The organism is Streptococcus sp. ZY19097, from assembly GCF_040731245.1.
GTDB classification, from domain to species: Bacteria; Bacillota; Bacilli; order Lactobacillales; family Streptococcaceae; genus Streptococcus; species Streptococcus orisratti.
Window position 1 is genome coordinate 241,927 of the sequence record NZ_CP160400.1, and the last position, 20,696, is coordinate 262,622.

The 20,696-nt window shown below is 38.8% G+C and carries 13 protein-coding genes, 1 tRNA gene, 1 other RNA gene and 2 pseudogenes; 12 read left to right on the top strand and 5 right to left on the bottom strand.

The genetic code is table 11. From position 1 onward, the window contains the following. The first annotated feature begins 48 nt into the window (after positions 1-48). The 5 genes from ABZ559_RS01185 to ABZ559_RS01205 are packed head-to-tail and all read left to right on the top strand — an operon-like array spanning position 49 to position 5,522. Positions 49-1,749, top strand: a complete 1,701-nt coding sequence (locus ABZ559_RS01185; protein WP_367006956.1) for a glycoside hydrolase family 13 protein — start codon at positions 49-51, stop codon at positions 1,747-1,749. A 9-nt stretch (positions 1,750-1,758) separates the two neighbouring features. Then, complete coding sequence (locus tag ABZ559_RS01190; protein ID WP_367006958.1) at positions 1,759-3,213, top strand: extracellular solute-binding protein; 1,455 nt, start codon at positions 1,759-1,761, stop codon at positions 3,211-3,213. Between the two features lie 10 nt (positions 3,214-3,223). After that, on the top strand, positions 3,224-4,534 hold the full coding sequence (locus tag ABZ559_RS01195; RefSeq protein WP_018377018.1) for a carbohydrate ABC transporter permease: 1,311 nt from the start codon (positions 3,224-3,226) through the stop codon (positions 4,532-4,534). Beyond that, positions 4,531-5,358 carry a sugar ABC transporter permease gene (locus ABZ559_RS01200; RefSeq protein WP_367006960.1) on the top strand — a complete coding sequence of 276 codons (828 nt, stop codon included), beginning with the start codon at positions 4,531-4,533 and terminating at the stop codon, positions 5,356-5,358. The genes ABZ559_RS01195 and ABZ559_RS01200 overlap by 4 nt, the downstream gene beginning before the upstream one ends. Next, on the top strand, positions 5,355-5,522 hold the full coding sequence (locus ABZ559_RS01205; protein WP_367006962.1) for a hypothetical protein: 168 nt from the start codon (positions 5,355-5,357) through the stop codon (positions 5,520-5,522). Before ABZ559_RS01200 ends, ABZ559_RS01205 begins: the two co-directional genes overlap by 4 nt. Positions 5,523-5,785: 263 nt before the next feature. Here the strand turns inward: ABZ559_RS01205 and ABZ559_RS01210 are convergent, their stop codons facing one another. Further along, on the bottom strand, positions 5,786-6,952 hold the full coding sequence (locus tag ABZ559_RS01210; RefSeq protein WP_367005779.1) for an IS30 family transposase: 1,167 nt from the start codon (positions 6,950-6,952) through the stop codon (positions 5,786-5,788). Between the two features lie 202 nt (positions 6,953-7,154). Here ABZ559_RS01210 and leuS point away from each other — a divergent pair, with 202 nt between their 5' ends. The 5 genes and pseudogenes from leuS to ABZ559_RS01235 all read left to right on the top strand — a co-directional run bounded on the left by leuS (position 7,155) and on the right by ABZ559_RS01235 (position 14,548). Continuing rightward, a complete protein-coding gene (gene leuS, locus ABZ559_RS01215) occupies positions 7,155-9,656 on the top strand; it encodes a leucine--tRNA ligase (protein ID WP_367006965.1) in 2,502 nt (833 codons plus the stop codon). A 205-nt stretch (positions 9,657-9,861) separates the two neighbouring features. Further along, positions 9,862-11,354 (top strand): annotated as a pseudogene (locus tag ABZ559_RS01220) (IS1182 family transposase). A gap of 113 nt (positions 11,355-11,467) precedes the next feature. Then, positions 11,468-11,940, top strand: a pseudogene (tnpA, locus tag ABZ559_RS01225) (IS200/IS605 family transposase). 249 nt (positions 11,941-12,189) lie between these two features. Further along, positions 12,190-13,224: an aldose epimerase family protein gene (locus tag ABZ559_RS01230; protein ID WP_367006967.1), complete on the top strand. Its 1,035-nt coding sequence runs from the start codon at positions 12,190-12,192 to the stop codon at positions 13,222-13,224. Between the two features lie 172 nt (positions 13,225-13,396). Next, positions 13,397-14,548: an iron-containing alcohol dehydrogenase gene (locus tag ABZ559_RS01235; RefSeq protein ID WP_367006969.1), complete on the top strand. Its 1,152-nt coding sequence runs from the start codon at positions 13,397-13,399 to the stop codon at positions 14,546-14,548. 528 nt (positions 14,549-15,076) lie between these two features. Here ABZ559_RS01235 and ABZ559_RS01240 read toward each other — a convergent pair. From ABZ559_RS01240 to ABZ559_RS01255, 4 genes are all read right to left on the bottom strand, one after another. Further along, positions 15,077-15,149: transfer RNA gene (locus tag ABZ559_RS01240), tRNA-Lys, on the bottom strand. Beyond that, positions 15,149-15,342: non-coding RNA, 6S RNA (gene ssrS, locus ABZ559_RS01245), on the bottom strand. The genes ABZ559_RS01240 and ssrS overlap by 1 nt, the downstream gene beginning before the upstream one ends. Before the next feature lie 90 nt (positions 15,343-15,432). Continuing rightward, positions 15,433-16,701 (bottom strand): replication-associated recombination protein A, encoded by a 1,269-nt coding sequence (locus ABZ559_RS01250; RefSeq protein WP_018377012.1) that lies wholly within the window; start codon positions 16,699-16,701, stop codon positions 15,433-15,435. Next, positions 16,691-17,182 (bottom strand): GNAT family N-acetyltransferase, encoded by a 492-nt coding sequence (locus ABZ559_RS01255; RefSeq protein ID WP_367006971.1) that lies wholly within the window; start codon positions 17,180-17,182, stop codon positions 16,691-16,693. The genes ABZ559_RS01250 and ABZ559_RS01255 overlap by 11 nt, the downstream gene beginning before the upstream one ends. Before the next feature lie 260 nt (positions 17,183-17,442). On the opposite strand from ABZ559_RS01255, the gene ABZ559_RS01260 reads away from it, so the two are divergent. Together ABZ559_RS01260 and ABZ559_RS01265 are read left to right on the top strand one after the other, a co-directional pair. Then, on the top strand, positions 17,443-17,913 hold the full coding sequence (locus ABZ559_RS01260; protein WP_321057153.1) for a DUF3013 family protein: 471 nt from the start codon (positions 17,443-17,445) through the stop codon (positions 17,911-17,913). A gap of 38 nt (positions 17,914-17,951) precedes the next feature. After that, the gene (locus ABZ559_RS01265; protein ID WP_367006974.1) at positions 17,952-20,684 is read left to right on the top strand and encodes an ATP-dependent RecD-like DNA helicase; all 2,733 of its coding nucleotides are present in this window, start codon (positions 17,952-17,954) and stop codon (positions 20,682-20,684) included. The last annotated feature ends 12 nt before the right edge of the window (positions 20,685-20,696 follow it).

The window sequence follows — 20,696 nt, forward strand, 5'->3', positions numbered from 1 at the left end:
AAAAAATGATTAAAAAGTCAAATTATAATTAGCATAGGAGAGTATGAAATGAATGAAGCAGGAATGTTACATATTCCAGATTCACGATACTGTTTTGCATTAAGTAATCATGAGTTGGTCATTAGACTCAGAATGGCAAAAGAAGATAAGAAGACACGTGTTTATCTTCTTTATGGGAAAAAGTACAACTATCATTTTGAACGTAGTAAAGTGGAAATGCCACTAAAATTTGAAGATAAGACCTTTGTCTATTTTGAAATCAAATTAAAACTAGAAGACACTCGATTGGCTTATATTTTTAAATTGGATAGTGGTAATCAACAGTACTATTTCAGTGAAGATGGTCTAACAAAAACATATGATTTTGATAATGGTTTTTATAATTTCTTTCAAATGCCATACATTAATGAGGTAGATATTTTTCCAACTGTTGATTGGATGAAAGAGAGTGTTTTTTATCAAATTTTTGTAGATCGTTTTTCGCAAGGAGATTTTGATAAAAATCAAGATTATATTGATATGAAGTGGGGAGAGAAACCAACTCCTAAAAATTTTGCAGGAGGTGACTTAAGAGGTATTATTAATCATCTTGATTATCTCTCTAATTTAGGAATCACTGCAATCTACCTAACGCCAATCTTTAAGTCCCCATCAAATCATAAGTACGACATCATTAATTACTATTCGATTGATGAACATTTTGGCTCTTTAGGAGATTTAAAAGAGTTGGTTGAAAAAGCTCATCAAAAAGGTATGCGTGTTATTTTAGATGCGGTGTTTAACCATTGTAGTATGGAGTCAAAGGAATTTTCAGATGTTATGACCAAAGGTGTAAATTCTCCTTATTATGATTGGTTTTTGATCAATGGCGATTATCCAGATCCTGAAAGCGTTAATTATGAATGTTTTGCTTCTTGCAACTATATGCCAAAATGGAATACTTCTAATCCAAAAGTTCAGGAATTTTTGATTAATGTCGGCTTATATTGGATTAGAGAAGCAAATATTGATGGTTGGCGATTAGATGTATCAGATGAGGTTTCTCATGATTTTTGGCGTCAATTTAGAAAAGCAATCAAAGCTGAGAAATCAGATTGTGTGTTGATTGGTGAAAATTGGCATGATGCTTATCCATACCTAATGGGAGATCAGTATGATAGCATTATGAATTATGCTTTTACTAAAGCCTGTTTAGATTATTTTGCTTTTGATAACTTCAATGCGTTTGATTTGTCTCATCAATTAAACCAAATTTTGATGAGAAACAAGAGTCAAGTCAATCAAATGAATCTAAATTTACTTGATTCTCATGACACTCATCGGATTTTAACACAAGTTGGAAAATCAAAAGATAAATTATTAGCTGCTATCGCTCTAATGTTTGCTTTTCCGGGGGTTCCTTGTCTCTATTATGGAACAGAAATTGGTCTTGAAGGTGGTTATGATCCAGACTCACGTCGAACGTTTGATTGGGACGAAAAAAATTGGGATAAGGAATTTTTAAATCATATAAAAGCGATTATTTCTATGAAAAAGAATAAATGTATCCAAAATGGTGATGTTTCTATCTCGAGTAAGGATGATTTACTTATCATCAAACGTAAATGGAAACAGAATATTTTGACTTTTCAAGTTAATTTAGGAGCTAAAAAACAAGCAGTCATTTTACCAGAATTTACCTTACTGGATAAAGGATTGCAAGGAAATGGATTTTTATTACCATATGGTTATGTCTTTTATGAAGCATAGGAGAAGATAATGAAACTAAAAACATTAAGTGCTATTTCCCTAACAGTGATTCCAAGTTTAATGTTAGCAAATTTTTGTCATCCTTTTCCTTCAAACCAGACTAATTCTACTGGTGAGAGTAGTATTTTTAACGGTGAGTTAGAAAAAGGAGCTGTTATTAAAGTTCTTGAAAATAATACAGCCATTTCTAAAGGTTACTTTTCTGAGTTAATTGCGGCTTTTAATGAAGCTTATTCGGATTATAATATAACGGCAGTAGATGCTAATACAGACCAATACGTTGATTTGGCTAATGATGGTCCTTATGGTTATGGACCCGATGTTTTATATCAAGCTAATGATGTTATCATGCAATACGCAGAAGATCAGCATATATACCCATTACCTGTGGAAGAGCTAGATGCTTATGATACAACTTCTTCAGCAGCATGGAAGGCCTTTGAGGTTGAGAAAGATGGTACAACTTACACTTGTGGTGTACCCGTTAATGTTCAAACGCCTATGCTCTACTATCGGAAGGATTTGTTACCAAGCGATTGGCAGGAAAATTGGGATGATAATAACAATGATATTCCTGATATGATCGAAACTTGGTCTAGTTTACTAGAATTTTCACAGGAACGTCATGCTGATAATGCTTCCCAATATGGTTACATGGAATCACTTTATGATTCTTATTTCTCAAGTGGTTTTCTCTTTTCTTATGGAGCTTATATCTTCGGTGATGATAACACAGATACTAACGATATAGGTTTTGCGGCTGGTGATGCTGAAAAAGGGGCTAAAATTATTCAACAATTGGCTTCTGCTATGAATGAAGAAAGTATTGACGATACGATTACGACTAGTGCATACAGTAAACTAGCAGATGGAACCTATTTTTCAACTATGTCAACTCCCGATGTTTACTCAACGTTTTTAGATGAGTTAATAAAAACTTATGAAAACGAAGGAAAATCTGAGGAAGAGGCAAAAGAGTTGGCTAGTGAAAATCTTGTAATGGTTAGTCTACCACAATTGCCAGAAAGCGGTGATTTAACGGATGATTCTTCAGAATTGATTGACACCAAAACGATGGGTGGTGTTAATGGTTACGCTATAAGCGCTTATACGAATTATCCGAATGCAAGTCTTGCTTTTATTAATTTTGCTACTAGTTATGAAAATATTGTTAAGCGCTATGAGATGTTGGGTGTAGTACCTACGAGAGAAGATGTGGTAAAAGAAATTGGTGGAGTAACAGATGCTGTATACGAAAATCTTGAAAATGACAACATTGTTCTTATGCCATCAAATGCAGCAGTTTCACAAATTTGGACACCAACACAAACTTTTTTTGCTGATATCACAAAGGATGTTTTTCGCTCTGAATCTGATAAAAAATATAAAACAAATGAAGATCTTAAACAAGGGCTAGAGAAAGTGACACAACAGATTAGCGATGCTATTCACACGTTAGAATAGGAGAAAAGATATGTTTAAGCGAGGAATAAAGGCTTTAAGGGAAACATCTGTTGAAGCTAGGACATCCGTATTTTGTATGGGGTTTGGTCAATTCCTTTATGGACAAAAAGTTAAAGGGATATTATTTTTTGGAATAGAATTAGCATTTTTGAGTTATTTTTTCTTAAGAGGTTTTCAAGATATGGTTGGTTTCTTCACTCTTGGTACTCAAAAAGCTGATACTTGGTTTGGTATAGAGGGTGATAATTCCGTTATCATGTTACTCATGGGGATTTTGAGTTTTATTTTATTAGCACTTGCTTTATACCTATACTACCTCAATGTAAGAGACGCCTTACATCTTGAGCAACTTAGGCGTGAAGGTAAGAAAATACCAACTTTCCGAGAAGAAATTGCAATTATTATGGACAGAGATTTTCCGTTTTTCGTATTGTCTGTACCAGTTTTGGGAATTATGGTTTTTAGTGTTCTACCTATTATTTTCATGATTTTAATTGCATTCACTAATTACGGTGGAAAGATCGTTCCTCCTGAGTTAGTAAGTTGGGTTGGACTGAAGAATTTTGTCAAAATTATTTCTCTTTCTCAATTTGCCCCAACTTTTTTCAAAATACTCAGTTGGAATATTGTCTGGGCAATTTTATCCACGGGACTGAATTATTTTGGTGGTTTAGCATTGGCATTGCTTTTTACGAATAAGCGTGTCAAAGGGAATGCAATCTGGAGAGCTTTTCCAATTTTAGCTTATGCAATACCAGGTTTTATCAGTTTACTAGCTTTTAAATTTATGTTCTCTTATGGTGGACCAATCAACCAAATCATACAAGGTTGGGGACACCAAGCCATAGGCTTTCTTGATGTTGATGCTAAATGGTCAGCGCGTGTTATTGGGCTTTTGGTAAATGCTTGGATTGGGGTGCCGTCTATTATGCTTTTAGCAACTGGGTTATTATCTAATCGAGATGAATCACTTTATGAAGCTGCAGAGATTGACGGGGCGAATAAGTGGGCGCAATTCACAAAAATTACGTTGCCATACATCATCACAGCAACCACTCCTGTTCTTATTGGTCAATTTGTAGGGAATTTCAATAATTTTGGTATTTTTTATTTCTTAAGAGGCGGTCTGTATTTGGATAATTACTTTTTAGCGAGTGATACAGATTTGCTGATTAATTGGTTATACAACCTTTCTATTGATAATAATTATTATAGTATTGGAGCTAGCATTAGTTTGGTTATTTTCCTCTTAACATCAATTGTTTCACTATCAGTTTATGTTCGTTCATCATCATATAAAGAAGGAGGAAATTTCTCATGAAAAAATGGTCAAATATTTTTCAAACATCAGGAATTTATCTCGCACTTCTTTTGGTGAGTTTTATATTTCTGTTTCCATGTTTATGGTTGATATTAGCTTCTTTTTCAAAATCAGGAACTATCTACTCCTTTGAAGGATTTTTTCCAAAATCTTATAGTTTAGATAGTTTTACAACCCTGTTTACAGATACCGATTTATATAACTATCCTAAGTGGTTTATGAACACCCTTTTTATTGCAACAGCGAGTTGTATTTTGGGAACGCTATTAGTCATTTTAACAGCTTTTGCGATATCTAGATTTCAATTCAAGGGGAAGAAAGCATTGATGAAAACAACTATGGTTCTTGGGATGTTTCCTTCCTTTATGGGAATGATTGCGGTTTATTTATTAATGACTCAATTTAACTTGATTAATCAATTATGGGGATTAATTTTAATTTATAGTGCAGCAGCACCAATGGGGTATTTGACACAAAAAGGATTCTTTGACACAATACCTCATAGTATTGACGAAGCGGCAAGGATAGATGGTGTGACAAGCTTTCAAATTTTTTGGCATATTCATTTACCGCTATCTAGACCGATTATTACCTATACAGCTTTGACAAACTTTGCTTGGCCTTGGAGTGATTTTATTCTACCTAAATTATTATTAAAAGAAAAGAATCTTTATACGGTCGCTGTTGGCTTAATGAATTTAGATGAAACTGAGTTTGCTCGTTTTGCAGCAGGAAGTGTCTTTATAGCAGTTCCGATTGTAATACTTTATTTTTTACTTGTTAAAAATATGGTAAGTGGCATGACAGCAGGAGCAGTGAAATGAGGAGAGAAGAATATGAAAAAAGAATTTTAATGCTCTGTTTAGGAGCAGCAACATTAACAGCTTTGATGACTGTATCTTTTCTGCAAAATACTGTTTTTACGGAAAGTTATAATTCTGTAAGTAATAAGGCAGATGTTATCTATCAGATTAGGTCGCTTTTATAGGTAAATTCTCAAAGTAAGTTCTAGGTCTGAGTCTCCCAGAAGTTACTATGAGAAAACTGCATAAAACCAACAGAATTTAGTCTCAGACTAAGTTCTGTTTTTGACTAAAATGAGGCTTCAAGGGTGTTTTTGGCTTGAAATTGTTGAAAAAAAGAGTACACTAAAGTTACTGGCTCTGAGACGTCTCAAAGTAAGTTCTAGCTATCTGGAATTTGGGATGGGACAAGTTCCTTTCTATTTTTGATTAATTTTTTTGATAAAAACTAGTGATTATTTAGTAATCGTGGAGATTGAATGACGTTCTCAGGGTCAATTTTAGAGATACCCAAAAGTGTTGCCAATTCCTCACCGTAGGTAAATGTAAAGAGTTCATAAGCCGATTTTCCGTTGAAAGAAGCTCGTTTGACGCTGTTGACATGCGAACAAACCAGGTTGATGTCCTCCTGTGTCAAGTTGTCAAACGAACTGCCTTTAGGAAGAATATCTCTGATAAGTGTGTGATTCTTCTCAATTCTCCCTTTCTGGTCAGAACGATTGGGGTCACAGAAGAATAGCTTTGATTCTCCGCGAACATCCCTTTCGATGTCGTCCACTCTGGCGAATTCACCACCATTGTCGGTCAGAATGACAGGGAATAGTTCGCAGAAGTCTATCTCTTTCTGATGCAGGTCGTTTTTGATAATGTAGAGGTGTTTAGCGACCTCATTAGCTGTTTTATTATCAAGCAATCGAGCGAAAATAAAGTTACAGAAGGAGAGGTTGAAGGTTAGAAGAACTTTTCCTCCAATCCGTCCAGTAACGGTGTCCATTTCCAGCCAATAGCTGATGCCTTCTTTTGTGAGAAAGCGTTGGAAGTCCTCATAGGACCGTCCTTCTTTGGCAGTTTTAGGAATGGGAGGAAGATCTCTTGTTCGACGTTTTCTGAATTTCACGACACGGGGGAAATCAATAGGCTTTGTGGAAAGATATCCTTTTTCAAGGTATCGGTAGATAGAAGCTCTGGATGCCGAAAGTTCGTTTGAGGCGATGATGTGGTTGAGATGTTGTCCCTTTTGTATGGCTGAAGAGACAATCTCGTCCATACGATAGAATTCTTCTTTGTTTAGGGCAACGCCTGTTCTCGACTCCGAGAGCTTAGCTTCATAATCAAGCTGAGCTCTTTTGGCATAGTAGAACTGTTTCTGGTATCCACAGTTCAATCTCTTTTTCGGACAGGCATTACAAACGTAGGGAGCCTTTTTGAGCAGAGGGCAGGCCTCACAATTGGAAGCACTAGAGTTCTCTTTTGTCACCCTATTTCTCCGAACTTCTTTTGAAATTGTGGACGGATCTTTTCCTAACTTAGCTGCTATAGCCGAAAAGGTTTTGAGCTGTTCAATTCCTATTTGAATATCATTGCGATCAGAGAGAGTTAAGTGTTTGTTTTTCATTGTCAGTTACCAACTTGTCCCATAGTAAGTTCTACCTTATTTTTTTGTCTCAGTCTAATTTCCAGCTTTGGGGGTAGACTAGAACTTACTTTGAGAATTTAGGGGTCGCTTTTATATTGTGGTTTTTTGATATGCTCTCTTTTTTCTATCCGTATTTCGTGCTATAATAATAAGGACTATATTTTTGGGAGAGATTTTCAAAATGGCAACTTACAATCACAAAGACATCGAGCCCAAATGGCAGGAATTTTGGGCAAAAAATCATACTTTTAAGACAGGAACAGATGCAGAAAAGCCAAACTTTTATGCCCTAGACATGTTCCCTTATCCGTCTGGTGCGGGCTTGCACGTTGGTCACCCAGAGGGTTATACTGCGACAGATATTCTCAGCCGTTACAAGCGTGCCCAAGGCTACAACGTTCTTCACCCAATGGGTTGGGATGCCTTTGGTCTGCCAGCAGAGCAATACGCTATGGATACGGGAAATGACCCAGCTGACTTTACAGCAGAAAACATTGCCAACTTCAAGCGTCAGATTAACGCCCTTGGCTTTTCTTACGACTGGGACCGTGAGGTTAATACAACAGATCCTAGCTACTACAAGTGGACTCAGTGGATTTTCACTAAGTTGTATGAAAAAGGCCTAGCCTACGAGGCAGAAGTGCCTGTCAACTGGGTAGAAGAATTGGGAACAGCTATCGCCAACGAAGAGGTCCTTCCTGACGGAACATCTGAGCGTGGTGGCTACCCAGTTGTTCGCAAGCCAATGCGTCAATGGATGTTGAAAATCACAGCCTATGCAGAACGCTTGCTCAACGACCTAGAAGAAGTTGATTGGCCAGAGTCAATCAAAGATATGCAGCGCAACTGGATTGGCAAGTCAACTGGTGCCAATGTGACCTTCAAGATCAAGGATACAGACAAGGACTTCACTGTTTTCACAACTCGTCCAGATACCCTATTTGGTGCGACCTACGCTGTCCTTGCCCCTGAGCATGACTTGGTCGACAGCATCACATCGCCTGAGCAGGCAGAAGCTGTGGCAGAGTACAAACGCCAAGCTTCTCTCAAGTCAGACCTTGCCCGTACAGACCTTGCCAAAGACAAGACAGGTGTTTGGACAGGTGCCTACGCGATTAACCCAGTCAATGGTCGTGAAATTCCGATCTGGATTTCAGACTACGTGCTGGTTAGCTACGGAACAGGTGCTATCATGGCGGTCCCTGCCCACGATGAGCGTGACTGGGAATTTGCTAAACAGTTTGGTTTGGACATCGTTCCAGTTTTGGAAGGTGGCAATGTAGAAGAAGCACCTTATACAGAAGACGGTGCCCACATCAACTCTGATTTCCTAGACGGTCTGAATAAGGAAGAAGCTATTGCCAAAATGGTGGCTTGGTTGGAAGAAATTGGTCTTGGTCAGGAGAAAATTTCCTACCGCCTCCGTGACTGGCTTTTCAGCCGTCAGCGTTATTGGGGTGAGCCGATTCCAATCATCCACTGGGAAGATGGCACTTCCACAGCAGTACCTGAAAATGAGTTACCTCTGGTATTGCCAAAAACCTCAGATATCAAGCCGTCAGGTACAGGTGAATCACCACTTGCTAACTTGACAGACTGGTTAGAGGTGACACGTGAAGACGGCGTCAAAGGTCGCCGTGAGACCAACACCATGCCACAATGGGCGGGATCTAGCTGGTACTACCTCCGCTATATCGACCCACATAACGATGAGAAATTGGCAGACGAGGAGTTTCTCAAAGCTTGGTTACCAGTGGACATCTACATCGGTGGTGCCGAGCATGCGGTCCTTCACTTGCTTTATGCTCGTTTCTGGCATAAGTTCCTCTATGACCTTGGCGTTGTACCGACCAAAGAGCCATTCCAAAAACTCTTTAACCAGGGCATGATTTTGGGAACTAGCTACCGCGATAGCCGTGGGGCACTTGTAGCGACCGATAAGGTGGAAAAACGCGACGGATCCTTCTTCAACATCGAAACTGGTGAAGAGTTGGAGCAGGCACCTGCTAAGATGTCTAAGTCTCTTAAAAACGTGGTTAACCCAGATGATGTGGTTGAGCAATTCGGTGCGGACACCCTCCGCGTTTATGAAATGTTCATGGGCCCACTTGATGCGTCGATTGCCTGGTCAGAAGAAGGTCTCGAGGGCAGCCGTAAGTTCCTTGACCGTGTTTACCGCCTCGTGACGACCAAAGAGATTGTGGCGGAAAATAGCGGAGCGCTTGATAAAGTTTACAATGAAACTGTGAAGACGGTGACAGAGCATATTGAAGACCTGAAATTCAACACGGCTATCGCTCAGCTCATGGTCTTTGTCAATGCCGCCAACAAAGAAGATAAACTCTATGTTGACTACGCTAAAGGCTTTGTCCAACTGATTGCCCCATTTGCACCACACTTGGCAGAAGAACTCTGGCAAGGTCTAGTAAATACTGGTGAATCAATCAGCTACGTTGCATGGCCAACATATGACGAAAGCAAGCTAGTAGAAAGCGAAGTGGAAATCGTTGTCCAAATCAAGGGCAAAGTTCGTGCTAAACTCGTGGTTCCAAAAGATGCCAGCCGTGAAGAGCTAGAAGCACTAGCGCTTGCTAACGATAAAATTAAAGTCGACATCGCAGGTAAAGATATTGTCAAAGTCATTGCAGTACCAAATAAATTGGTTAATATTGTAGTGAAATAGGATATATTAATGTTCTAAGCAGGGGCTTTGTGATTGACGAAGTAAGGCTTAAAACATGAGGAAAAGACTGAAGAAAGGTTGGGACATTTAGCCCAACCTCAGAATGAAGACAAAGTCGTTAGAATTGTATTTCTAACGGCTTTTTCATGCGTAAAGTAATATAATAGAGATAGGAATCCAGTTAATAAGCAGAGGGAGAATCGCTATGTTACACAAAGAAAATCCAGATTACAATCGCGGTCAATTTGGTTTCTACAGTTTAGATGACCTTGTTCCTCAAGATCATCTCCTTCGTCAAATAGAGGAAGCTATTGACTTCTCCTTTATCTATGACTTAGTCGCAGATAGCTATAGCGATGAAACAGGGCGTCCTAGTCTTGACCCTGTTCTGCTCATTAAAATTCCAATCCTTCAGTGTCTCTTCGGCATTCGTTCCATGCGCCAAACCATTAAGGAAATTGAAGTGAACACTGCCTACCGTTGGTTTCTTGGTCTTCGACTGGATGATAAGGTGCCTCATTTCACTACTTACGGAAAGAACTATGTCCGTCGTTTCCAAGATAGACAGGTTATTGAAGGCATTTTCACCCATATCTTAGGGCTCTGTGTCAATGCAGGCTTCATAGATCCAACAGAAATTTTCATTGATGGTACTCATATCAAGGCTGCAGCGAATAACCGTAAATTCATCAATCGTGAAATTGAAAAGCAAGGCAAGTTTATGAGTGATCAGCTAGAGATTGAAATCAATAGGGATAGAGAAAAGCACGCAAAAAAGCCGCTAGGGCTCGCAAAAGAGCCGGAGCCCGTCGCTAAGAAAATTTCCACAACTGACCCAGAAAGTGGTTGGTTTCACAAAGGAGATCATAAAGAGGTGTTTGCCTATACAGCTCAGGTGGCTTGTGACAAGCATGGTTGGGCTCTGGCTTATAGCGTTGAGGCTGGCAATGTCCATGACAGTCAGGCCTTTCCTGCACTCTTCGCTAAACTCCAACCCTTTCAGCCTAGCTTTCTCATTGCCGATTCTGGCTATAAGACCCCAAGTATCGCTCGCTTCCTCCTAGAACAAGAGATTACTCCAGTCTTTCCGTATACACGACCGAGAGGAAAGAAGGGAAAACTGCGGTCTAAGGACTTTGTTTATGATGAATACTATGACTGTTATATCTGTCCTGAGAATCAGGTCTTAACCTATCGCACTACAACCAGAGAAGGTTATCGGGAATATAAGAGTGATCCAGCTATCTGTGCTACATGTCCACTCTTATCCATTTGTACAGAAAGCAAGAACAAGCAGAAAGTGGTAACGCGACACATTTGGAAAGAGGCTTTAGAAACCTGTGAAGAGATTCGACATCGAAAGGGCATGAAGGAGCTCTACCAGAAGCGCAAAGAAACCATTGAACGCCTCTTTGGGACAGCCAAAGAGTACCACAATCTTCGTTATACAAGAGAGAAAGGCAAGTCCAAAATGGAAGATAAAGTTGGACTGACTTTGGCGTGTTTAAATCTAAAGAAATTGGTAAAAATAAGGGCAGGGAAGCCTTTTTATATTGTACAAATACCCTCTATTTTAGTAAAAAGAGGCGATTTAAATTCTATAAACAGAAAAAGACAAACATCAATCGAGATATTTGTCTTCATTCTGAGGTTGGGACATTTAGCCCAACCTTTTTTTTGTCTCACGAAAACCACTAGCTGTGCTAGTGGTTCCGAAAAGCTTTTAGCGATGTATCAAAAAAGTCCCCCTAAAGTGTTATATTAGATAAGGTTTCCCGACCACTAACTAATATACAAAAGGAGGACCTCTGATGAGACAGGATAATAATAGTTTAGCACATACTACATGGAATTGTAAGTATCATATTGTTTTCGCCCCAAAATATAGACGTCAGATAATCTATGGGAAATACAAAGCAAGTATTGGTCAAATCTTACGGTTATTATGTGAAAGAAAAGGTGTTGAAATTCATGAAGCAGAAGCATGCCCAGATCACATTCACATGTTGGTGAGTATACCACCGAAGCTAAGTATTTCCTCATTTATGGGATATTTAAAGGGTAAAAGTAGCTTAATGATATTCGACCGACACGCTAATTTAAAGTATAAATATGGGAATCGCAAATTTTGGTGTCGAGGGTTTTATGTTGATACGGTTGGGCGAAATCAGAAGCGAATTGAAGAATATATTCGTAATCAATTACAAGAAGACGTGATAGCAGATCAGTCAGTCTTTTCGAGGAATATGATCCGTTTACAGGTGAGAAGAATAAAAGAAAGTAGTCTTAAAGAGACCCGCTAGTCGGGTCAGCTAGCAAAGGTGGTGCTGAAGGGAAACCATTCGGTAGGCCTTTAGGCCTCGGCCGGTAGCAGAGGCTTTCAGCCGAAGAGCAAACCACCCGTTCTCACGGGTGGTTTTGATTAACAATGTTTGAAATATTTAGTAAAAATTCACTTAATCCGCTAAGAAATCGTTTACAAGAAAATATGAAAAGAGTAAAATAAAGAAGAAATGAAGGTAAGGGAGAGATTATGAAAATTAAAACTCAACTAATTGAAACTATTGCATCTAAAGCTATTCATAAAATCACATTGGTCAATGATTTCGGAATCGAAGCCTCGTTTTTAACATTGGGAGCAACGTGGCAAGAATTTCTGGTGCCTAGAGCAAATGGTGGGAAGAAAAATCTTATTATTGGTTTTGATCAACCAAGTACTTATTTGACCAACGGTCTTTGTGCTGGTCAGTCAATTGGGCGTGTCGCAGGCAGAATTGATAGTGGTCGTTTTGAAATAGATGGGAAAGTTTTTTTCGTTCCCCAGAATGAAAAAGGAAATTGTCTGCATGGAGGTAATCAGGGCTTTCATAAGCAAGTTTGGGATTATGATGTAGAGGAAAGTAAGGACAAAGTCACTCTCATTATGACCTATGAACCCAAAGAAGCACTTGATGGTTTTCCTGGTGATATGAAAGTAGAGGTGCGGTTTAGCTTGGACAATGCCAACCGTCTAACAATCACTTACAAAGGCTCTCAGGCCAGTCAACCAACACTTTTTAATCCAACTAATCATGTCTATGTCAATCTGTCTGACCGTCAAGATTTGACTAGTCACCATTTGACCTTAGCAGCAGATGCCTACTTAGAAACTCGGGATGATCTGATTCCGACAGGGAAACAGGTGGATCCTACAGGAACAGCCTACGATTTTAGAAATGGCCAAAACCTTGGTCAGTCACTTATGAAAATCGGTGGTTATGATGATGCCTTTGTAGTCAGTCCTAATATGGAAAGTCCTCTTGGAATTCTCAAAGACCAAGACAGTGGTGACCAATTAGCGCTTTATTCGGACAGAAATGCTTGGGTCATCTACACTATGGGTGGTATTTCAGATGGAATTTTTCCATCGCGGGACAAAGGCAGAGCAGCTAAGGAATTTGAAGCTGTGGCTCTAGAGGCTCAATTCCTGCCAGATGCTATCAATCATCAGGGATTTGGCGATATTGTTTTGAGGCCTGGTCAAGAAAAAATCTATCATATTGCCTTTGAGTATCGCAGTTCCAGCTAATTCGCTGTCTCTTCCATTGGCAACTAGGAGTAACGGCAGAATTGACACAGAAAAGACCTTAACATTTTTACTTGTTATATTTTGTGGAAGTGGTAAACTAACGATGTAAGCGATTTCTTTTTTGGATTAAATAATAACAAAGGCTATGCCTGAAAAGAATGGAGGAATTCTAATGTCAGTATTTTATGTTCCAGCAGTCAATCTGATTGGTCGCGGTGTGGTCAAAGAAATCGGCGGTCATATCAAGGAATTAGGGTACAAGAAAGCACTTTTGGTGACTGACCATTTTATTGCCAACAGTGAGATTTTACCAAAAGTAACGGCTCCGCTAGATGCTGAAGGGATTGCTTATGTGATTTTTAGCGACGTGGAACCAAATCCTACTTGTAAAAATGCCTATGATGGCCTAGATGTCTTGAGGAAAAATGATTGCGACTTTATCATCTCAGTCGGTGGTGGATCGCCACAGGATGCGGCTAGTTGCATTTCTATCATGGCAACCAATGATATGACACCACAAGAACTTGAGGGGCTACACAAATCAACCAATAAAGGGCTACCAGTTGTTGCAATCAATACGACTGCTGGTACTTCGGCAGAAATCACCATCAATTATGTTATCACTGATGAAGAACGTAAGGTCAAGATGGTCATGGTTGACAAAAACAGTCTTGCCTTGCTCTCTGTCAATGATCCTGAACTTATGTTATCAAAACCAGCTGCTCTGACCGCAGCTACGGGGATGGATGCCTTAACCCACGCCATTGAAGCTTTAGTTACCCCGGGTGCCTACGATGTGACTAAGAAATTATCTATTGGTGCTATTGAACTCATCAAAGAATACCTGCCTCGGGCTGTTGCAAATGGTCAAGATATTGAAGCTCGAGAAGCGATGGTTAATGCTATCTTTCTTGGCGGTATGGCATTTAATAATGCTGGACTGGGTTATGTGCATTCTATGGCACATCAATTAGGAGCTGTTTACAATTTGCCACATGGGGTCTGCTGTGCCATGATTTTACCAGTTGTGGAAAAAGAAAATGCCAAACGTGTTCCTGAAGCTTTCCGCAATGTGGCTAAAGCTCTAGGACTTCATACAGAAGGAAAAAGCGATCAAGAATGTGCGGCCTATGCCATCTCAGAAATTGAAAAATTGTCTGAAACTGTTGGTATTCCAAAAAAATTAACAGAATTGGACATCAAGGAAGAAGAATTCGACTTTGAATATTTGTCTAAGAATGCGCTGATTGATGCCTGTGCTCCGGGTAATCCCTTTATGCCAACCTTAGAAGAAACCATTGCTTTCTATAAAGAACTTTTTTAATAGTGTAGTAGAAAGATAGAAACCGCAAAGATCATGCTTTGCGGTTTTGATTTGGCTATTGTAAAGGTAATACATTTCAAAAATCAGATTCAGATGTTGTTGACTTAATTGATGAGCCCTAAGTCTACCTCTATCAGCATTTTCTGGTCTGACTTTGTATAGAAACAGAAAGCCGGAGATGAACTTCACTGGGTAAGATAACCTTTTATAGTCAATTAGTTTTTCTTTTATGACTTCGATGAATGAAGAATTTTCGTTTCCTTATTTCAAACTTCAACTGATTCATGATTATTTGAAATCGCCATGCCGTACTCCAGCACTGCCTGCAACTCGTTGCCTAGTACTAATACTCTTCGAAAATCAAAAATATCCGTTGTCAACTTGCCTTGATGAACTCAAGTTCTATCGTCGGCTTCGTTTCCTAGGCTACTTTTGATTTTCATTGGGTATAAAAGCAAACTGAAAGACCTATAAAGGTGGTAAAAAGAAAAAACCTTGATTTAACAAGGTTAATAGCAGTTTGAAAAATCCTCCCTGTAGGGCTCGAACCTACGACCCATGGATTAAGAGTCCACTGCTCTACCAACTGAGCTAAGGAAGGAGTAAGCTGTATTGGCACCGGTGATCCATGTTTTGTATTGAACCCGCGCAATAAAGCAGGTGGGCAACTCGCTCCTCTTAAAGTAGCTTCCGCGTGTAACGGCCTGCAAACTAGAGGAAGACTTTTGTTTCCCTAAAATACAAAAAAATAGTCGGTCAACACATTGGTATGGATTCGTATGCCACAGCAATTTATCTGTACCATTATCATATCATTTTTTGAAAAAATTTCAAGAGGTAAATTCAATTTTTTGCAATCGCTTGCTGAAACATTTTCAGAGTAGTTAGTCAGAAAGTCTGTCAATTCGCTCTTTATTGGCTCCTAATGCTCGTTCATATTTTCCGGTATCACTGGCTTTAAAATAGTTTCTTCCCAATAGCTGATCGGGTAAATATTGTTGTTTGACCCATTTTTCGGGGTAAGCATGAGGATACTTGTAGTCTTGAGCATTGCCTAGTTCTTTACTACCAGAATAGTGACCATCGCGCAAGTGTCTTGGAATGGGTAAGTTGCCCGATTTTCGTAAGTCTGTCAAGGCGGCATCGATAGCTGTATAAGCTGAGTTGGATTTTGGAGATAGAGCCAAATCAATCACTACGTTTGCAATCAGAATGCGTGCTTCAGGAAAACCGATGCGTTGTGCGGCTTCTAAGGCCGTAACCGTGTGAAGTTGCGCATCAGGATTAGCAAGTCCAATATCCTCATAGGCAATCACGGTCAGCCTGCGAGCTAGGCTTGGAAGGTCTCCTGCTTCAATCAAGCGTGCAGCGTAGTGGAGGGAAGCGTTGACATCAGAACCCCGAATAGATTTTTGCAAGGCTGAGAGGATATCATAGTGAGCATCACCGTCTTTATCCATGGTAATATAGCTGCGCTGGAGACTATTTTCCACGGTGTCTAGTGTGATATGTCGGTTACCTTGGTCGTCTGCTTGTGTTGACATCACCGCCAAATCCAAAGAATTAAAGGCTGAACGCAAATCACCGTTGGTTGCTGTTGCGATAAAATCCAGTGCTTCTTCATCAAGATGAACGTCAAAAGCAAAACCACGATCCCGATCCGACAGTGCGGTCTGTAGCGCTTTTTTGATGTCATCAATAGACAGAGGCTCTAGTTCAAAAATTTGTACACGTGAGCGAATAGCTGGTGTCACTGAAAAGAATGGATTTTCAGTTGTTGCCCCAATCATGATAATATGACCATTTTCTAATAAAGGAAGGAGGAAGTCCTGTTTAGTCTTATCAAGGCGATGGATTTCATCTAAGAGTAGGACGAGACCACCTGAGAACTTAGCTTCTTCAGCAATTTCTTGAAGACGCTTTTTGCTGTCAGTCGTTGCATTGAAAGTACGAAAAGCGTATTTGGTCGTCCCAGCAATAGCACTGGCGATGGATGTCTTTCCAATGCCAGGAGGACCATAAAGAATCATAGATGAGAGCATGTTGGCCTCTACCATACGACGGATGATTTTCCCCTCGCCGACCAAATGCTGTTGGCCGATGACTTGGTCAATGACTTTAGGGCGCATGCGAAGCGCGAGATTATCTGGCATAGCTGTCCTCCAAGTTGTAGGTGTAGATTAGATCGTCCACGTAATGTTCATCAATGTAAAATTGATTTTTCAGTCGAGCTTCTTGCTTAAAGCCTAGTTTCTGGTAAAATGGCAGTGCTTTTTGATTGCTAGAGAGGACATGGATGACGACTTTTTTGTAGTTTTCTCTGGCCTGATTCAAAAATACTTCAATCAATTTTCGTCCAACACCAAGACCGCGGCTTTCTTTGGCTACGGCAATGCCAAAAGTGACAATATGGCTACCGCTTGGAAAGAGATAGGCATCCTCATAATTCAGTACTCCTACAATCTCTCCCCCCTCAAGAGCAACTAAAAAATGCGTGTTCATTTCAAATTGTTGAATGATTTTCTCGCGCGATGCCACTGGTAGGGGAGCGGGAGTGGTGTGACTGGTCCAGACCATGTTTTCCAAAGAAACGACTTGGTCAATATCTTCCAGTTCCATTGGTCGAATAATCATAGTTTCTCCTTTTTCGCGAATGTCTTACTGTCATTGTAGCACAAATGTTACTGATAGAGGTGATTTTCCTTGCTTCTTTCACTGCTAGACTATGAGGAGATGATTTTTTGGATTAGTGTTAGGTGTTTTTACCTGATTGCCGGAAATTAGCCTGTTTTTGGAGCAGTAGGGATTACGTGTGACAATTGAACTGTAAAATATCTATCGTGAGAAAAAATCATGTTATAATAGGGTAAATGATTTTTAGAAGAGGATAACAAATGTCAAAATATGGCTTTTTATCAGTAATTGAAGAAGAAATGGATAAGCACTTTGCTTATGACTATGCTATGGATTGGGACAAGAAAAACCACGCGGTAGAGTTGACCTTTGTATTGGAGGCGCAAAATGCTAGTGGTGTTGAAACCATTGATGACCAGGGCGAGGTGTCCAGTGAAGATATTGTTTTCGAGGACTACGTGCTTTTTTATAATCCTGCCAAGTCCACGTTTGATGCGGACGACTACTTAGTGACTATCCCTTATGATCCTAAGAAGGGCCTCTCACGTGAGTTTTTAGCCTACTTTGCCCAAACACTCAACGAGATAGCTACGCAAGGGCTCGATGACCTCATGGACTTCCTGAGCGACGAGACTGCCATTGACTTTGGCCTTGACTGGGACGCGGAGGCTTTTGAAAAAGGCAGAGCAGAGTTGGTGGAAGGGGAGTTTTATCCATATCCGAGGTATTAGGGTGATGTTATATTTTATAGTAAGAAGGAGGTCTGAAGGTGAAAATCGATAAACATCTGTTGGATATTGATAAAAATATATGTAAGAATATTGATTTAATTACTACGAATGGGCAACGTGGATTTTTTTCGCAGAACATTTTAAATGAGTTACGTAACTTTGTCGAACATCTGGCAATAAAAATTTATAATCATGATAATTCTTCTGATTTAGAGTGGGATTATTCTAGTATTAAGAATATTGGTTTACCCTACATTAGAAGTAAATCACAATATAAATTCATTGCAAAATTTCATAGATTACTTCAGCCGTCTGCCTCCCATTATACTCTGGATGAAGGTTGCTCCGAAAGGTTGATGTTGAAATATTACGAGTATCTTTTAAGAATACGGAACTATATGGAGGATACATATGGTTTCAGTCTATTAGAGAATTTAGATAAGTTTCCAATTTATCAGGATACAGTATCTGAAGAGTATTATTCAAAGATTGTAATAGCTATCAATGAACCAAAATCGCCTATATCTTTTAATGAGCGTTACTATATACAAAAGATTAAACCTTTTTTTATTAATCAACGAGTATACTATGAAGTTACATACACCACGACAGAGGATAATTCAAGTAAGTTTGATAGGATTACAGCATATACAGATAAAGACATTTTACCCAATTATGCTACAAAGTTATACATAAGGAGAGGGAGCATCTCTATCTATGGTGAAGAGTTATCAATTTTGGTTATAGCTGATTGGGAAGTATCTGTTAGACCTTGTGAATTTAATAATATGCGAAAAATTTTGAAAATTAGTGGACCAGACGTTTCGGCTTCACATAAAGAGTATCGAATATTAATGGCTTATATGAAGGAATATGGGGCCAACTTGAATGAAATTCTCGATTTGCCTGACAAAGATTATGACAATTTCCGTAGTTGGGTTGGTAGAAATGCCCAGACTTTATATATATTTGAAATTCTCGACACTATTCGTGAAATAACTCGCAAGAAATCGCCGGGAACAAATGTTCTACGCTATCTTCTTTTTCATTTGAATAATAAGGTATTGAAAGAACAGTATAAATATGACAGACATGAACTTAATAGATGTGATGGGGGGAACAAGAAGTTATCAGGGTTTAGACTAGACTGGGGATGTATTCCTTTTGACGAGATGCCTTTCTGTACCTCTCTGAAAAACCACAATCCCAAGTTACATGACTTATTGGAGTGTATTGACTCAGATGGTAGAGATCATGAGTTCCTTGCTAGGAGAGTTCGGAATGCGACTGAGATTGAAGGATGCCTATATACCCCGATAAAAGATCTCGCAGATAAATTTAATAATGTAGAGGGATTAATTAATGAATATAATTCAAAACTAATTCCTCAACATGCTAATCGGCGACTCATTTCTGAGAAGGGACATATATATTTATATGGATATGAAATGCATGCGATAAAAGTTATTGATAAATTGAGAGAGTTTTCGACTAGAAATAATGCAAACCATGGTCAATTTGTTCAATCTTGGCTTGAGAAAGAGGGGAGTAGTGTTGACGACGATTATAAGCGAGAAAAATTAATTTCGTTATTTGAAGATTCGGCAGTATCCCTAATTTACGGGGCTGCCGGAACTGGAAAGACTTATTTTTTGAATCATATTGCCCAACTATTCAATTCCTCTCAGAAACTTTTTTTAGCTGTTACACATACCGCTGTTGAAAATCTTAGACGGCGTATTACAGCTGCAAATTGTGAATTTAATACAGTTGCTAGTGCTACATATTCTCAATCTCAGTGTGATATTTTATTTGTTGATGAATGTAGTACAGTTAGCAATGAGGATATGAGCAAAATTCTTGATGAGACAAATTGTAAATTTTTGGTTTTAGTGGGTGATATCTACCAGATTGAATCGATTCAATTTGGCAATTGGTTTCATTTGGCAAAAACTTTTGTGAAGAAAAGTGCGGTTATTGAGTTGGAGGATATTTATCGTACGGAAGATAAGGATTTGAAGGCTATCTGGTCCAAATTTAGAAAAATAGATGATGATATTTTAGAATATTTGACTCGGTATGGATATACTCATGAGATTGATAATTCTATTTTTCAACGAAGTCATGTGGATGAAATCATATTAAGTCTAAATTATGATGGATTGTATGGTATTAATAATATTAACAGGTTATTACAAGCGGCAAATCCCAATCTAAGCGTTGAATGGAATTCCAAGTTGTATAAGGCGGGTGATCCAATTGTTTTCAATGATTCTACTAGATTTTCAGGATTACTTTACAATAATCTCAAGGGAATCATTAGAAAAATAGAAGAACAATCTGATGGTACAGTTTTATTTGATATTGAATTGATTGATAAGCAATTGAGCGGAATTGATGTCTACGGTCATGATTTGGAACTGGTAGAAGAATATCTTGATACAACTAATTCTGTAGTGCGGTTTAGAGTTAATAAATACAGAAGTACAGATGAAGATATTAGCGATAATAGTACTGTTGTACCTTTTCAGATATCCTATTGTATTTCTATTCATCGAGCTCAAGGTTTGGAATATGAATCTGTTAAAATAATCATTAGCAATGAGATTGACGAACAGGTCACTCATAATATCCTTTATACTGCGATAACTAGAACAAAGAAAAGTCTAAAGATTTACTGGAGTCCTGAAACAGAAAAGAGGATTTTAGAAAATCTAACAAATAAGTGGGATAATAAAGATGGCAACTTTTTACGCCAAAAATTAGAATAAGAGAGTAATAAC

Excerpts from the sequence above, each read along its gene's own strand:
- ABZ559_RS01185 (WP_367006956.1), top strand. The coding sequence starts at position 49 with ATGAATGAAGCAGGAATGTTACATATTCCAGATTCACGATACTGTTTT.
- ABZ559_RS01190 (WP_367006958.1), top strand. The coding sequence starts at position 1,759 with ATGAAACTAAAAACATTAAGTGCTATTTCCCTAACAGTGATTCCAAGT.
- ABZ559_RS01195 (WP_018377018.1), top strand. The coding sequence starts at position 3,224 with ATGTTTAAGCGAGGAATAAAGGCTTTAAGGGAAACATCTGTTGAAGCT.
- ABZ559_RS01200 (WP_367006960.1), top strand. The coding sequence starts at position 4,531 with ATGAAAAAATGGTCAAATATTTTTCAAACATCAGGAATTTATCTCGCA.
- ABZ559_RS01205 (WP_367006962.1), top strand. The coding sequence starts at position 5,355 with ATGAGGAGAGAAGAATATGAAAAAAGAATTTTAATGCTCTGTTTAGGA.
- ABZ559_RS01210 (WP_367005779.1), bottom strand. The coding sequence starts at position 6,952 with ATGAAAAACAAACACTTAACTCTCTCTGATCGCAATGATATTCAAATA.
- leuS (WP_367006965.1), top strand. The coding sequence starts at position 7,155 with ATGGCAACTTACAATCACAAAGACATCGAGCCCAAATGGCAGGAATTT.
- ABZ559_RS01230 (WP_367006967.1), top strand. The coding sequence starts at position 12,190 with ATGAAAATTAAAACTCAACTAATTGAAACTATTGCATCTAAAGCTATT.
- ABZ559_RS01235 (WP_367006969.1), top strand. The coding sequence starts at position 13,397 with ATGTCAGTATTTTATGTTCCAGCAGTCAATCTGATTGGTCGCGGTGTG.
- ABZ559_RS01250 (WP_018377012.1), bottom strand. The coding sequence starts at position 16,701 with ATGCCAGATAATCTCGCGCTTCGCATGCGCCCTAAAGTCATTGACCAA.
- ABZ559_RS01255 (WP_367006971.1), bottom strand. The coding sequence starts at position 17,182 with ATGATTATTCGACCAATGGAACTGGAAGATATTGACCAAGTCGTTTCT.
- ABZ559_RS01260 (WP_321057153.1), top strand. The coding sequence starts at position 17,443 with ATGTCAAAATATGGCTTTTTATCAGTAATTGAAGAAGAAATGGATAAG.